Source organism: Actibacterium ureilyticum (assembly GCF_002285435.1).
In the GTDB taxonomy this organism is placed as follows: domain Bacteria; phylum Pseudomonadota; class Alphaproteobacteria; order Rhodobacterales; family Rhodobacteraceae; genus Actibacterium_C; species Actibacterium_C ureilyticum.
The window spans coordinates 1,085,505-1,098,806 of sequence record NZ_NSBT01000037.1 but is presented as its reverse complement, the minus strand read 5'-3'; the positions used below and the strand labels follow the sequence as shown (position 1 = coordinate 1,098,806).

Here is a 13,302-nt window from a genome sequence, read left to right as displayed (position 1 = left end):
CGCGTCCGGTCAACAATTCGGGATATTCACCGCCAGCCCACCCAGTGAGGTTTCCTTGTACTTCTCGTGCATGTCGGCGCCGGTCTGGCGCATGGTCTCGATCGCGGCATCCAGCGGCACAAAATGCGTGCCATCCCCGCGCAGGGCGAGCGAGGCCGCGCTGACCGCCTTGATCGCGCCCAGCCCGTTGCGTTCGATGCAGGGCACCTGCACCAGCCCCTTCACCGGATCGCAGGTCATGCCAAGGTGATGTTCCAGCGCAATCTCGGCTGCGTTTTCCACCTGTTCCGGTGTGCCGCCCAGCACCGCGCACAGACCGGCGGCGGCCATCGCGCTGGCGCTGCCGACCTCGGCCTGACAACCGCATTCCGCGCCCGAGATCGAGGCATTGTGTTTCACCAGCCCGCCAATGGCGGCGGCGGTCAGCAGGAATTCGGGGATGCGCGTACGCGTGGCGCCGGGCACATGGTCCAGCCAATAGCGGATCGTTGCCGGAACGACCCCCGCCGCGCCGTTGGTGGGGGCGGTCACGACCTGTCCGCCAGCGGCGTTTTCCTCGTTCACCGCCATGGCATAGACGCCGATCCAATCGTTGATCACATGCGGCGCCTGCAGGTTCAGCCCATGTTCGGCCTTCAGCGCCTCGTGGATCTTGTGCGCCCGCCGCCGCACGTTCAGCCCGCCGGGCAGGATGCCATCGGTGGCCAGGCCCCGATTGATGCAATCCTCCATCACCTGCCAAAGCCGCAGGATGCCGCGATCCAGCGTGTCGGCGGGGCGATGCGCCCGTTCATTGGCGCGCTTCATCTCGGCGATGGACTTGCCGCTGCGTTGGGCCATTTCAAGCATCTCGGCCGCGCTGTGGAATGGATGCGGCACCTTCGGCCCCGCCGCGCCGGGCTGGTCGGGCTGGTCCAACTCGCCTTCGGTCACGACGAACCCGCCGCCGATGGAATAATAGGTCTCGGACAGGATCACATCGCCCTGCGCATCCAGCGCCGAGATCACCATGCCATTGGCATGGCAGGGCAGGGCGGGGCCATAGTCGAATTCCAGATCCGCCGCTGGATCGAACCGCAGCGTGCCCAGCCCCTGGGGCCGGACTTCACGGGTGCGTCCGATCCGCTCCAGCGCGGTTTCGGCCTCGACCTGGTCATAGGTTTCGGGATGAAACCCCGCCAGACCCAGGATCGTCGCCCGGTCGGTGGCGTGGCCCACACCGGTAAAGGCCAGCGAGCCGTGCAGCGACACGCGCAGCCCATGCGCCTGAAACGGCGAGCCGCGCAGCCGGTCCAGGAACCGCCCCGCCGCCACCATCGGCCCCATCGTGTGTGACGAGGACGGCCCGACGCCGATCTTGAAGATATCGAAAACCGACAGGAACATGCTGCCTCCGGGACAATGTCACCTTCTGTTGTGGCGCAAGCGGGCCCGCCCTGTCGCGCGAAAAGCGACATCCTGGCGGCAGATAAGACATCCTGCGGTCCGCGCGTGTATTCATCGGTCGTTAACCACAAGGTTTCAGTGTCGGGGCAAAGGAGCGGCCCCATGTGTCTTAGATGTCTTCTCGTCGTGGTCTGGATCTGCCTGCCCTTGGCGGCGCAGGCGCAGGATCCCGATGCCGGATGGCGCGCCGTGTCGCAAAGCCTGCCGGAAGAGATGTTGAAGAAGATCCGGAAATCCCCCGATCGGTTCATGGAAGACGCCGCCGAGCTGATCCTGGGCTTCGGGTTGGAACGCGGTATCGACGCCGATGGTATCGAAGATGCGATTATGGTCCTGCGCGCGCGGGTGCGGGCCCGCGAGATGCGGCGGATGCTGCTTGCGGATCTGGACAATGACGGGACCGTCACGCGCGCCGAAATCAGCGTGCTGATCCCGACCGAGGCCGCGGGTCGCCGCGCGCGGGTGATGCTGGACCACATGTGGGCCGATCTGGATCAGGACGGCCGGCTGACCTTTGCCGAATTGCGCGCCCATGCCGACGCCGTGGCGCTGGAGGCATTCTCGGAAAAAGAGGCTGAGCGGCTTCGTGGGTTCATACAGTTCGATCTGGATGGCAATGGCCGCGTCGCGCTGGACGAGATCGACACCGTGGTGCGGGAATTGCGGCGCGGCGCCTGACGCCACGGATCTTCGGCGCCCGGATGGCGAAAGCGCGCGGGGGTGCAATTCCCTCTCGCAGGTCAGGGTGATCTTTCCTATAACACCGGGGCAGGATCAGGAGACCATGAATGACCCGAGAGCTTTCGCCCATCGACAAGGCCAAATTCGCGGCGGCCAAAAAGGCCGTGGACTTTGTGGAAAGCGGCATGCGCGTGGGTTTGGGCACCGGATCGACAGCGGCCTGGATGGTGCGCTGCCTGGGTGAAAAGGTGCGCGCGGGCGGGTTCCACATCACCGGCGTGCCGACATCGACGGCGACGGCGAAACTGGCCAACGAGGTCGGGATCGAGGTCGTGACCCTGAACGAGGCGAAATGGCTGGATCTTACCATCGACGGCGCGGATGAATTCGACGGCGAGTTGAACCTGATCAAGGGCGGCGGCGGCGCGCTGTTGCAGGAAAAGATCGTGGCCACCGCCAGCGACCAGATGATCGTGATCGCGGATATCGCGAAAGAGGTCGCGCATCTGGGCGCCTTTCCCCTGCCGGTCGAGGTGATCCAGTTCGGCTGGCAGACCTCGAAGACGCTGCTGGAAGAGCTGCTGATCAACTTGGATGTGCTGGGCCGCGAGGCGGTGCTGCGGATGAATGGCGATACGCCCTTCGTGACGGACGAGGGGAACTATATCCTGGATCTGCACCTCAAGCGCATCAACAACCCGCGCCAGTTGGCGCTGACCCTGAACCAGATCCCCGGTGTGGTCGAAAACGGCCTGTTCATCGATATCTGTGACGTGGTTGTGATCGGTGCCGGGGATGGTGCCGTCGAAACCCGCGACATAAATGCAGGAACGGTTGAAAACCACCGGGTTGACGTTCCTGAAAGCGACAACCTGTTTAGCGATATCTGAACAAGGCAGGGTCAGGACATGGAATTTGATTTCGATCTTTTCGTGATCGGCGGCGGCTCGGGCGGGGTGCGCGCGGCGCGCGTCGCGTCCAGTGAGGCGGGGGCGAAGGTCGGCCTGGCCGAGGAATACCGCATGGGCGGCACCTGTGTCATTCGTGGCTGCGTGCCGAAAAAGCTGATGGTCTTCGCCTCGGGCTATGCCGGGGCGTTCGAGGATGCCCGCGCCTATGGCTGGGACGTGACGGCGGGCGCGTTCGACTGGTCCGTGTTCCGGCCCAAGCTGGATGCCGAGCTGACGCGGCTGGAAAACATCTATCGCACCAATCTGGCCAAGGCGGGCGTGCAGATCTTCGATGCGCGCGCCACGGTTGCCGATCCGCACACCGTGCGGCTGTCGGACGGCCAGACCTTTACCGCCAAGCACATCCTGGTGGCCACGGGCGGGCGGCCCTTCGTGCCACCGGTCGCGGCGGACTGTCCGGTCATGACCTCGAACGAGGTGTTCCAGATGGATGCCCTGCCCAAGGATATCCTGATCGTCGGCGGCGGCTATATCGCTTGCGAATTCGCCTGTATCCTCAATGGTCTGGGGGTCGAAGTTACACAATATTATCGTGGCGCGCAGATCCTGCGCGGCTTCGATGACGAGGCACGCGGCCATATCGCCGACCAGATGGTGGCCAATGGCGTCAACCTGCATCTGGGCACCGATGTGATCGAGATGACGACCGTCGACGGCGGCATCCGGGTCAAGTCGACCGATGGCAAGGAACGCGTCTATGAAAAGGTGCTGTATGCCACCGGGCGCGATCCGAATTCGGACGGTCTGGGGCTGGAACAGGTCGGCGTCAAGCTGGGCCGCAAGGGCGAGGTCGTGGTCGATGACTATTCCCAGACCTCGGTGCCGTCGATCTTTGCCATTGGCGATGTGACCGACCGGGTGAACCTGACCCCCGTCGCGATCCGCGAGGGCGTGGCGTTCGTGGAAACCGTGTTCAAGGGCAACCCGACCAAGCCCGATCACGACCTGATCCCCAGCGCCGTCTTTACCCAGCCGGAACTGGGCACCATCGGCCTGAGCGAGGAAGACGCCGCCGAACAGGAACCGATCGAGGTCTATGCCGCGTCATTCCGCCCGATGCAGACCCTCTTTGCCGGGCGCGACGATCGTGTGATGATGAAGCTGATCGTCAGCCAGGCCACGCGCAAGGTTCTGGGCTGTCACATCGTGGCCGATCACGCGGGCGAACTGATCCAACTGGCCGGTGTGGCCGTAAAAATGGGCGCGACGAAAGAGGATTTCGACCGCACCGTGGCGGTGCATCCGACCATGTCCGAGGAGCTGGTCACCATGAAGACACCCGTGCGGACGGCTTGATTTTCACCGGTTTCGCGACCACTTACCAATGATGACTGCACGTGATGAAAAGGGATAGTAGAGTTAATGGCTGGCAATAACGGCGGACCCTGGGGAGGCGGCGGTTCCGGTAATCGGGGCGGTAACCGCGGAAACGATGGGCGGGGCCCGGGCGGAGACGGCCCGCAGATCCCTGAGATCGACGAGTTGATGAAAAAGGGGCAAGAGCAGCTCAAGGTGCTCATGGGCGGTCGCGGCGGCGGCACCCGGCGCCCCGGCGGCGGCTCGGGCGGCGGTGGCGGCCCGGCGATCACGCGCGGCACCGTTCTGATCGGTGCGCTGGTTGCGGTCGTGCTGTATATCTATGCCTCTTTCTACACCGTGAAGCCCGAAGAGCAGGGCGTCGAACTGTTCCTGGGCGAATACATGCGCACCACCAATGACGGTCCGCATTTCGCCTGGTGGCCGCTGATCAGCGCCGAGGTGATCCCGGTCACCACCGAACGGACCGAGAATGTCGGCGTGTCCAACAGCTCGCGTTCCGAAAGCGGGCTGATGCTGACCACCGACGAAAACATCGTCGATATCGATTTCCAGGTGGTTTGGAACATCAACGATCCGGCGAAATTCCTGTTCAACCTGCGTGACCCGCAGCAGACCGTGAAATCGGTGTCGGAATCCGCCATGCGCGAGATCATTGCGCAATCCGAACTGGCGCCGGTGCTGAACCGCGACCGTGGGCTGATCGAATCCAGCGCGTGGGAGCTGATCCAGACCACGCTGGACAGCTATGACAGCGGCATCAACATCGTGCGCGTCAACCTCGACAAGGCCGACCCCCCGCGCGAGGTGATCGACAGCTTCCGCGAGGTTCAGGCCGCCGAACAGGAACGCGACCGTCTGCAGCGTCAGGCCGATGCCTATGCCAACCGGGTTCTGGCCGGTGCGCGCGGTGAAGCGGCGCAGGTCCTGGAAGAGGCCGAAGCCTATCGCGCCAGCGTCGTGAACGAGGCCGCCGGTGAGGCCAGCCGCTTCTCGGCCGTGCTGACCGAATACAACAAGGCCCCCGATGTGACGCGCAAGCGCCTGTATCTGGAGACCATGGAAAAGGTTCTGGGCCGGGTCGACAAAATCATCCTGGACGAAAATCAGAGCGGCAGCGGTGTCGTGCCATATCTGCCGCTGAACGAGCTGCGCAAACCCGCCGCGCCTGCGGCGACGGGGGGGAACTGAGCCATGCGGAAGACGAATTTCATTCTGCCCATCATCGTGATCGTCATTGCTGCGGTCATGTCGTCGCTGTTCATCGTGGACGAACGGGAAAAGGCGCTGGTCCTGCAATTCGGCCAGATCAAGGCGATTAAGGAAGAACCCGGGCTGGCGTTCAAGATCCCGATCATCCAGGAGGTCGTGCGCTATGATGACCGTATCCTGTCGCTGGACACCCCGTCGATCGAGGTGACGCCGTCCGATGACCGTCGTCTGGTTGTCGATGCGTTTGCACGCTATCGCATCGCCGATGTGGTGCGGTTCCGGCAGGCGGTCGGTGTGGGTGGCCTGCGCGCTGCCGAAGATCGTCTGGGCTCGATCCTGACGACCCAGACCCGCGCGGTTCTGGGTTCCGAAGGGGTGACTTCCAGCACGATCCTGTCGTCCGACCGGGCGGCGCTGATGGTGCGGATCCGCGAGCTGTCGCAGGCGCGGGCAACCGCGCTGGGTCTGGATGTGCTGGACGTGCGCCTGAAGCAGACCAACCTGCCCGAGCAGAACCTGGATGCGACCTTTGCCCGGATGCGGGCGGAACGCGAACGCGAGGCGGCGGACGAGATCGCGCGTGGTGAAGAAGCCGCGCAGCGTGTCCGCGCCACCGCCGACCGGACCGTGGTAGAGCTGGTATCTGAGGCCAAGCGCGAGGCCGAGATCACCCGTGGTGAGGCCGACGCCGAACGCAACGCGATCTTTGCCGAGGCCTTCGGCCAGAACGAGGAATTCTTCGAGTTCTATCGCTCGCTCACGGCCTATGAACGGTCGCTGCTGGGCAACAACTCGACCATGGTCCTGTCGCCGGACAGCGAGTTCTTCAACTATCTGCGCAGCGATCAACCCGGAGCCGCGGTGCAGTGATCGCCTATCTGATCCTGGCCGTCGGTCTGGTTCTATGTGTCGAGGGGCTGGCGATTTCGCTGGCCCCTTCGCGTATCGAAGAGGTCCTGGAGCAGCTGCGCAAACTGTCGCTGGACACCCGCCGGATGATCGGTCTGGGCGCTTTGGCGGCCGGTGTCGTGCTGATCTGGCTTGCCCAAACGCTTCTGGCCTGAGACACTCGCGTCAGATGACAAGATTTCACACAATCGTGATCACGGCCCAGGATGTTTTGCGCCTCGACTGATCACACCTAGTTAACGAAGGGGGCCGGATGCGTCCTGGCCACTTCTCGGAAAAACACAGGAGGATATACAGGTGCAATCCCGAGCTATTTCCGTTCCCGAAACGTCGGACATGACTGCGCGCGCGCTCTGGTCGATGGCTCTGGGGATGGTGATGATGCTGGTCATGGCGCTGGCCGCGCAGGCCCGCAGCGCGCCCGACAGTTTCGCCGATCTTGCCGCAAAGATCAGCCCCTCTGTCGTCAACATCACCACGTCGACGACCGTTGCGGCCTCGACCGGGCCGGGGCCGGTGGTGCCCGAAGGTTCGCCCTTCGAAGATTTCTTCCGCGATCTGGTGCCTGACGGTAACAACAGCGGTCCGCGCCCGCGCCGCAGCCAGGCGCTGGGATCGGGTTTCGTGATCTCCGAAGACGGCTTCATCGTCACCAACAACCACGTCATCGAAAAAGCCGATGAGATCCTGATCGAATTTTTCGAAGGCGGGGAGCTGGAGGCGACGGTCGTCGGCACCGACCCCAACACCGATATCGCCCTGCTGAAGGTCGAAAGCGACGATCCGCTGCCCTTTGTCAGCTTTGGCGACAGTGACCTGATGCGCGTGGGCGATTGGGTCATGGCCATGGGCAACCCGCTGGGCCAGGGCTTTTCGGTCAGCGCGGGCATCGTGTCGGCGCGCAACCGGGCGCTTTCGGGCACCTATGACGATTACATCCAGACCGACGCCGCCATCAACCGCGGCAACTCGGGCGGCCCGCTGTTCAACATGGACGGCGAGGTGATCGGCGTGAACACCGCGATCCTCAGCCCCAATGGCGGTTCGATCGGGATCGGCTTCGCCATGAGCGCGGCGGTGGTGACCAAGGTGGTCGACCAGCTGAAGGAATTCGGCGAAACGCGCCGCGGCTGGCTGGGTGTGCGCATCCAGGATGTCGATGCCGACATGGCCGAAGCCATGGGTCTGGACCAGGCGCGTGGCGCGCTGGTGTCGGACGTGCCCGAAGGGCCCGCCGCCGAAGCCGGGATCGAGGCCGGGGATGTGATCCTGTCCTTTGACGGTCACGATGTGGCCGACACCCGCGAGCTGGTCCGTCGCGTTGGCGATGCCGAGGTCGGCAAATCCACCCGTCTGGTGGTGATGCGCGATGGCAAGACCATGACGCTGAAGGTGGTGCTGGGCCGTCGCGAAACCGCCGAGAACACGCCGGTTCCCGCCGTGGCCACCCCCGATGACGCGCCGCAGACCGGCGAGCTGATGGGGCTGACCCTGTCGCCGCTGACCGCCGAGATGCGCGAGCAGCTGGAGCTGTCGGATGCGATCGACGGGCTGGTCGTCACCGATGTCGATGGCGAGTCCGAGGCCTATGAGAAGGGCCTGCGCGCGGGCGACGTGATCACCGAGGCCGGCCAGCAGAAGGTCGAGAGCCTGGATGCGCTGGAGGCACGCGTGGACGAGGCCAAAGAGGCGGGGCGCAAGTCGATCCTGTTGCTGGTGCGCCGTGCGGGCGAGCCGCGTTTCGTGGCGCTGTCGCTGGGCTGAACCGCGCCCGGACTGTTTGAATTCGGCAAAGGGCACCCCGACGGGTGCCCTTTGATTTTGCGGGTCCCGCGCCGGTGCAGGACGACAACAGCCGAAACGGGCGGCAATCGGGGCTGGAAATGTACAGGCTTTCGGCTGGAAAACAACGATGGCCTGCGAACCCGGCAGGTGCGGCCATTGGGGTATTGGCAAAGCCCCGCCCGGTATCCTATCTGCGTAGCTGAAGCTTTTGACTGTACCGAGGACTGGATGGCGAAAATAACTTACATCGAGCATAACGGGACCAAGCACGAGATCGAGGTCGCCAACGGGCTGACCGTGATGGAAGGCGCCCGCGACAACAACATTCCGGGGATCGAGGCCGATTGCGGCGGCGCCTGCGCCTGTTCGACCTGCCACGCCTATATCGCGCCGGAATGGGTCGACAAACTGCCCGCGATCGAGTCGATGGAAGAAGACATGCTCGATTTCGCGTACGAACCCGACCCGGCGCGGTCGCGCCTGACCTGCCAGATCAAGGTCACGGACGATCTGGACGGTCTGGTGGTGCAACTGCCCGAACGCCAGATCTGATGCGCTGGGTCCGGGCGACGCTGCTGTTTTTGCTGTCCGCCGGGGCAGCCCACGCCGCGCCGATGTGCAGCGCGGGCGATGGCGACTGGATCGAACAGGCCTGCTACGGCGACCCGCTGGAAACCGGGCTGTACGGCCACGATGTGCTGGGCGGGACGCCGGAATGGACATCGGTTCAGGTGACGCTTGGCCCCAAGGGGCGCGCGGCCTTGGGTGGGACCGTCTATGTGCGGCGTGTTCCGGCGCGGCATATCTTCGAAGACATTGCCCCCCGGATCGTGCAGCTGGATGGCAGCGGACCGCCCGAGCTGATCCTGATCTATACCGATTTCGACCGGGGCGCGGCGCTGATGGTCGACAATCTGGAAACCGGGCGTGTCTCGGTCACCCCCCATATCGGCACGCGCAACCGCTGGCTTGCGCCACTGGGCGCGGCGGATCTGGATGGCGACGGTCTGGTCGAGCTGGCCTATGTCGACCGGCCGCATCTGGCCAGAACGCTGGTTGTCTGGCGCTATGGGCCGGATGGCGCGCTGACCCGCATTGCCAGCCAGACCGGTCTGACCAGCCACCGGATCGGGCAGGATCACATCACCGGCGGTATCGTCGATTGCGGGCAGGGCCCCGAGATCATCGCCGTCAATGCCGATTGGTCCACGGTGATGGCCACGCGGCTGTCGCAGGGGCAGCTGACATCGGTGCCCCGGGGCCGTTTCGACCCGTCAAAGAGCCTGCGGGCCCTTGCAGGCTGCTGATCCTCAGGGGCGCCATGGTCCCTGTGGATAAGTCTGTTGGCTTTTTTCGGCTGTAATCCGCCGTAGGGGCAACTTTCCCTTTTTTTGCTGCACCTGCGAAGTTGGGTATAAGATTCTGCGATGCCACGCCAAAATGCCGGTCTGGCGGCCCCGCTGGCGGGATTTTCAGCAAAACCGCGCAATCTGCATGCTGTGGCGGCGATCCCGGCCAACATTGCGCTAAATCAAGGCCGAACAGGTGCGAACCCTTTATCCGGTCACAGGCGCGCGCCTGTCTGGAGAGATAATATGACCCGCCTGGCAATGCTTCTGTTCTCGCTCATTTCACCCACATTGATGGGCACCGCCATCATCGTGGTGCTGGTCGCCGGTTATGGAACGCTCAAGCCGATCCTGCTGGCGGCGGCGATTGGCTTCGTGCTGGCGCTTCCGGCCAGCTGGACGGTGGCAAGGATACTGTACGGCGCACGCAAAAGCGGTTAGACCTGCCTTTGTCTGGCAGGAAACCTGACCTTTTTGGCCACTGTTCCTTTCCGTTTTCTGACGGCATGTATGGCCCGTTGCATGGGCTGCTCGGGGATGGAAAGCGCTGTGTCGAACCGCAAATTGTTTTATGTGCTGAATGGCCTGTTGCTTGCGATGCTCGGTATCCTTTGGGCTTCGGGCGCGGCGTGGTCCGCGCGCGAACCGGGCCCGGGATCGGCGCAGGCCATCCATCTTCTGGTCGGGCTGTCCTTTCCCGTGATCCTGCTGCTGGCGGTGGCGCGGCTGTGCCGTTCCGGTCGGCCCGGGATGCGCGGCATGACGGTGCGGCTGTCATACATCCTGTTGCTGCTGACCACGGTCGTGGGCGCGCTGGCCTGGGGCGTCCGGTTGCCGCATGTCGAAACGCTGCATGCGTGGTTCGCAATCGGGGCGCTGGTGCCGGTTGTGATCGCGGTGGCCCTGACCGTGCTGCGGGGCGCCGACAGCGGCCCTCAGGACTGAACCCGTCCCTCGCGCGTCAGAAACGCGCGCACCGTATCCTCGAACGCGCGGGGCTTTTCGGCATGCAGCCAATGGCCCGCGTCGGGAATGCGGGCAAACCGCGCCTTGGGGAACAGCGCGCGGATCTGCGGGCGATAGTCCGGCAGGACGTAGTGCGAGGCCGCGCCCGATAGAAACAGGGTGGGGTTCTGGAACTCTGCCGTGGTCTCTGGCCAGGACAGGATTTGTGGCATGTCGCGTTCCAGCACATCCAGGTTCAGGCGCCAACGCTTGTTCTTCAGATCCAGCGACTGCAACAGAAAAGACCGCACCGTGGGGTCGTCGACCGTTGCCTCCATCGCGCGCGCCGCGTCTGAGCGGGTTGTGACGGCCGACAGGTCCAAGCCGCGCATCGCGGTGATGAACTGCATCTGATCGTGGTCATAGGAGACCGGCGCCACATCGGCGACGATCAGGCGATCGACCAGGTCGGGATGCCGCAACGCCAGCATCATCGCCGTCTTGCCCCCCATCGAATGGCCCAGCACATCGGCATGGCCCCCATGGGCGGCGATCACCTCGGCCAGGTCGTCGGCCATTTCGGGATAGGTATGGCTGTCGAACCACGGACTTTCCCCGTGGTTGCGCATGTCGACCGCGATAACCTGCCGCTGGTCGGACAGGCGTTTGGCGATCACGCCCCAGTTGCGGCCCGACCCGTAAAGGCCATGCGCGATCAAAAGAGGCGGTCGGTCGGTCGGTGTGCCGTGCAGGATCGTGTTCAACATGCCTCTGTCCTTACCGCGTTGTCGGGGCCGCGACCAGCCCGGTTGAAGGCCCCGTATCCAGCGGGTAAACGAAGGCGATTGGTGGAGCGTTTCATGTCGGAATTTCCGGTTCAGCAACTGTCAGACAGGGTCGCCGCAGAGATCGAGTCGCGCCTGGGCGTTGGCGGCCGCGATCTGGCGCAAAAGCTGCGCCGCGCGGGGCGGCTGTTGCCCGGTCATGTGCGCAAGGATATCCGCCGGATCCTGGATGCCAAGTCGATGGCCGACAACCCGCGCCTGGCGCGGCAAATCGACATGCCCCGGATCGAGGCCGCCGAACGGCGCGTGCTGGCCTATCTGAAAACCATCGACCGGGCCGACCGCCGCAAGGGGGCCGTTCTGGGCCTGTTGGGGGGGCTGTCCTTCAACCTGATCGCGGCTTTCGCGCTGCTGATCGCGGTTCTGGTCTGGCGCGGGCTGGTCTAGGTGTAACCGCACCGCGCATCGCGCGGTGCCCGGCCCAACGCGGTAGCGCGCATCTGCGATGCGCCGCACCGGGGCGGGAGCGGCCCGAACAGCAAAACGGCGCCCGTTCGGGGCGCCGTTGTCGTTTCATCCGGTCTGTGGCTTACAGGTTGGGATAAAGCGGGAACCGGGCGCACAGCGCCGCAACCTCGGCCTTCACCTTGTCCTCGACCGCGCCGTTCTCATCCTCGCCATTGGCGGCCAGCCCGTCGACCACTTCGACGATCCAGTCGGCGATCTGGCGGAATTCCGGCTCGCCGAAACCGCGCGTGGTGCCCGCGGGCGTGCCCAGGCGGATGCCGCTGGTGACCATCGGCTTTTCGGGATCGAAGGGGATGCCGTTCTTGTTACAGGTGATATGCGCGCGGCCCAGCGCCTTTTCGGTCGCGTTGCCCTTCACCCCCTTGGGACGCAGGTCGACCAGCATCACATGGGTGTCGGTGCCGCCGGTCACGATGTCCAGCCCGCCCTTCATCAGCTGATCGGCCAGCGCCACGGCATTGGCGCGCACCTGCTGCTGATAGATCTTGAACTCGGGCCGCAGCGCCTCGCCAAAGGCCACGGCCTTGGCTGCGATCACATGCATCAGGGGGCCGCCCTGAATGCCGGGGAAGATGGCCGAATTGACCTTTTTCGCGATCTCTTCGTTATTGGTCAGGATCATGCCGCCACGCGGGCCGCGCAGGGTCTTGTGCGTGGTCGTGGTCGCCACATCGGCATAGGGGAAGGGCGAGGGGTGCTCGCCCGCCGCAACCAGACCGGCGAAATGCGCCATGTCGACCATCAGATAGGCGCCGACGCTGTCGGCAATCTCGCGGAACTTGGCGAAATCGATCTGGCGCGGGATGGCCGAACCGCCGGCGATGATCAGCTTCGGCTGATGTTCCTTTGCCAGTTCGGCAACCTGGTCGTAATCCAGCAGGCTGTCCTGCTTGCGCACGCCGTACTGGATCGCCTTGAACCACTTGCCCGACTGGTTCGGCTTGGCGCCGTGGGTCAGGTGGCCGCCGGCATCCAGCGACATGCCCAGGATCGCGTCGCCCGGCTGCAGCAGCGCGGTGAAAACGCCCTGGTTGGCCTGGCTGCCCGAATTGGGCTGCACATTGGCAAAGCCGCAGCCGAACAGCTCTTTCGCGCGGTCGATCGCCAGGTTTTCGGCGATGTCCACATATTGGCACCCGCCGTAATAGCGGCGGCCGGGATAGCCTTCGGCGTATTTGTTGGTCATGACCGAGCCCTGCGCCTGCATCACGGCCGCGGATACGATGTTCTCGCTTGCGATCAGCTCGATCTCGTCGCGCTGACGACCCAGCTCCAGGCCGATGGCCTTGGCGATTTCGGGGTCTCGGCTGGTCAGGTCTTCGGTGAAAAAGCCGCTGTCGCGGTGTTCTGCGTTCATGATGCGTCTCCTATGGA

The 13,302-nt window shown here is 64.3% G+C and carries 15 protein-coding genes; 12 read left to right on the top strand and 3 right to left on the bottom strand.

Annotated features, from left to right (window positions below; translation table 11 throughout):
- Nucleotides 1-9: 9 nt before the first annotated feature.
- Nucleotides 10-1,386: an L-serine ammonia-lyase gene (locus CLM60_RS18505; RefSeq protein WP_095590548.1), complete on the bottom strand. Its 1,377-nt coding sequence runs from the start codon at nt 1,384-1,386 to the stop codon at nt 10-12.
- A 162-nt stretch (nt 1,387-1,548) separates the two neighbouring features.
- On the opposite strand from CLM60_RS18505, the gene CLM60_RS18500 reads away from it, so the two are divergent.
- The 11 genes from CLM60_RS18500 (at nt 1,549) to CLM60_RS18450 (ending at nt 10,615) form a co-directional block, all read left to right on the top strand.
- Nucleotides 1,549-2,124, top strand: a complete 576-nt coding sequence (locus tag CLM60_RS18500; RefSeq protein WP_176473926.1) for an EF-hand domain-containing protein — start codon at nt 1,549-1,551, stop codon at nt 2,122-2,124.
- Between the two features lie 110 nt (nt 2,125-2,234).
- Entirely contained in the window at nt 2,235-3,017 is a 783-nt protein-coding gene (rpiA, locus tag CLM60_RS18495; RefSeq protein ID WP_095590546.1) for a ribose-5-phosphate isomerase RpiA, read from the top strand.
- Between the two features lie 18 nt (nt 3,018-3,035).
- The gene (gor, locus tag CLM60_RS18490) at nt 3,036-4,394 is read left to right on the top strand and encodes a glutathione-disulfide reductase (RefSeq protein ID WP_095590545.1); all 1,359 of its coding nucleotides are present in this window, start codon (nt 3,036-3,038) and stop codon (nt 4,392-4,394) included.
- 66 nt (nt 4,395-4,460) lie between these two features.
- Nucleotides 4,461-5,606, top strand: coding sequence for an FtsH protease activity modulator HflK (gene hflK, locus CLM60_RS18485; RefSeq protein WP_095590544.1), 1,146 nt, complete (start codon nt 4,461-4,463; stop codon nt 5,604-5,606).
- Between the two features lie 3 nt (nt 5,607-5,609).
- Nucleotides 5,610-6,497 carry a protease modulator HflC gene (gene hflC, locus CLM60_RS18480; protein WP_095590543.1) on the top strand — a complete coding sequence of 296 codons (888 nt, stop codon included), beginning with the start codon at nt 5,610-5,612 and terminating at the stop codon, nt 6,495-6,497.
- Nucleotides 6,494-6,691 (top strand): DUF2065 domain-containing protein, encoded by a 198-nt coding sequence (locus tag CLM60_RS18475; RefSeq protein WP_342745135.1) that lies wholly within the window; start codon nt 6,494-6,496, stop codon nt 6,689-6,691. Before hflC ends, CLM60_RS18475 begins: the two co-directional genes overlap by 4 nt.
- Before the next feature lie 181 nt (nt 6,692-6,872).
- Entirely contained in the window at nt 6,873-8,300 is a 1,428-nt protein-coding gene (locus tag CLM60_RS18470) for a DegQ family serine endoprotease (protein WP_095590542.1), read from the top strand.
- A gap of 249 nt (nt 8,301-8,549) precedes the next feature.
- A complete protein-coding gene (locus CLM60_RS18465) occupies nt 8,550-8,873 on the top strand; it encodes a 2Fe-2S iron-sulfur cluster-binding protein (protein ID WP_095590541.1) in 324 nt (107 codons plus the stop codon).
- Complete coding sequence (locus CLM60_RS18460) at nt 8,873-9,628, top strand: VCBS repeat-containing protein (RefSeq protein WP_245848472.1); 756 nt, start codon at nt 8,873-8,875, stop codon at nt 9,626-9,628. Before CLM60_RS18465 ends, CLM60_RS18460 begins: the two co-directional genes overlap by 1 nt.
- Nucleotides 9,629-9,916: 288 nt before the next feature.
- A complete protein-coding gene (locus tag CLM60_RS18455; RefSeq protein WP_095590540.1) occupies nt 9,917-10,111 on the top strand; it encodes a CTP synthetase in 195 nt (64 codons plus the stop codon).
- Nucleotides 10,112-10,219: 108 nt separating this feature from the next.
- Nucleotides 10,220-10,615, top strand: coding sequence for a hypothetical protein (locus CLM60_RS18450; protein WP_141246554.1), 396 nt, complete (start codon nt 10,220-10,222; stop codon nt 10,613-10,615).
- Here the strand turns inward: CLM60_RS18450 and CLM60_RS18445 are convergent.
- On the bottom strand, nt 10,606-11,382 hold the full coding sequence (locus CLM60_RS18445; protein ID WP_095590538.1) for an alpha/beta fold hydrolase: 777 nt from the start codon (nt 11,380-11,382) through the stop codon (nt 10,606-10,608). The genes CLM60_RS18450 and CLM60_RS18445 overlap by 10 nt on opposite strands.
- 93 nt (nt 11,383-11,475) lie before the next feature.
- Here CLM60_RS18445 and CLM60_RS18440 point away from each other — a divergent pair, with 93 nt between their 5' ends.
- Nucleotides 11,476-11,847, top strand: coding sequence for a hypothetical protein (locus tag CLM60_RS18440; RefSeq protein WP_095590537.1), 372 nt, complete (start codon nt 11,476-11,478; stop codon nt 11,845-11,847).
- A gap of 142 nt (nt 11,848-11,989) precedes the next feature.
- Here the strand turns inward: CLM60_RS18440 and glyA are convergent, their stop codons facing one another.
- On the bottom strand, nt 11,990-13,285 hold the full coding sequence (glyA, locus tag CLM60_RS18435) for a serine hydroxymethyltransferase (RefSeq protein ID WP_095590536.1): 1,296 nt from the start codon (nt 13,283-13,285) through the stop codon (nt 11,990-11,992).
- Between the last annotated feature and the right edge of the window lie 17 nt (nt 13,286-13,302).

What these genes read in the sequence shown, in the direction of transcription:
- glyA (WP_095590536.1), bottom strand. Translation starts at nt 13,285, where the DNA reads ATGAACGCAGAACACCGCGACAGCGGCTTTTTCACCGAAGACCTGACC.
- CLM60_RS18440 (WP_095590537.1), top strand. Translation starts at nt 11,476, where the DNA reads ATGTCGGAATTTCCGGTTCAGCAACTGTCAGACAGGGTCGCCGCAGAG.
- rpiA (WP_095590546.1), top strand. Translation starts at nt 2,235, where the DNA reads ATGACCCGAGAGCTTTCGCCCATCGACAAGGCCAAATTCGCGGCGGCC.
- gor (WP_095590545.1), top strand. Translation starts at nt 3,036, where the DNA reads ATGGAATTTGATTTCGATCTTTTCGTGATCGGCGGCGGCTCGGGCGGG.
- CLM60_RS18465 (WP_095590541.1), top strand. Translation starts at nt 8,550, where the DNA reads ATGGCGAAAATAACTTACATCGAGCATAACGGGACCAAGCACGAGATC.
- CLM60_RS18460 (WP_245848472.1), top strand. Translation starts at nt 8,873, where the DNA reads ATGCGCTGGGTCCGGGCGACGCTGCTGTTTTTGCTGTCCGCCGGGGCA.
- hflC (WP_095590543.1), top strand. Translation starts at nt 5,610, where the DNA reads ATGCGGAAGACGAATTTCATTCTGCCCATCATCGTGATCGTCATTGCT.
- CLM60_RS18455 (WP_095590540.1), top strand. Translation starts at nt 9,917, where the DNA reads ATGACCCGCCTGGCAATGCTTCTGTTCTCGCTCATTTCACCCACATTG.
- CLM60_RS18500 (WP_176473926.1), top strand. Translation starts at nt 1,549, where the DNA reads ATGTGTCTTAGATGTCTTCTCGTCGTGGTCTGGATCTGCCTGCCCTTG.
- CLM60_RS18505 (WP_095590548.1), bottom strand. Translation starts at nt 1,386, where the DNA reads ATGTTCCTGTCGGTTTTCGATATCTTCAAGATCGGCGTCGGGCCGTCC.
- CLM60_RS18470 (WP_095590542.1), top strand. Translation starts at nt 6,873, where the DNA reads ATGACTGCGCGCGCGCTCTGGTCGATGGCTCTGGGGATGGTGATGATG.
- hflK (WP_095590544.1), top strand. Translation starts at nt 4,461, where the DNA reads ATGGCTGGCAATAACGGCGGACCCTGGGGAGGCGGCGGTTCCGGTAAT.
- CLM60_RS18445 (WP_095590538.1), bottom strand. Translation starts at nt 11,382, where the DNA reads ATGTTGAACACGATCCTGCACGGCACACCGACCGACCGACCGCCTCTT.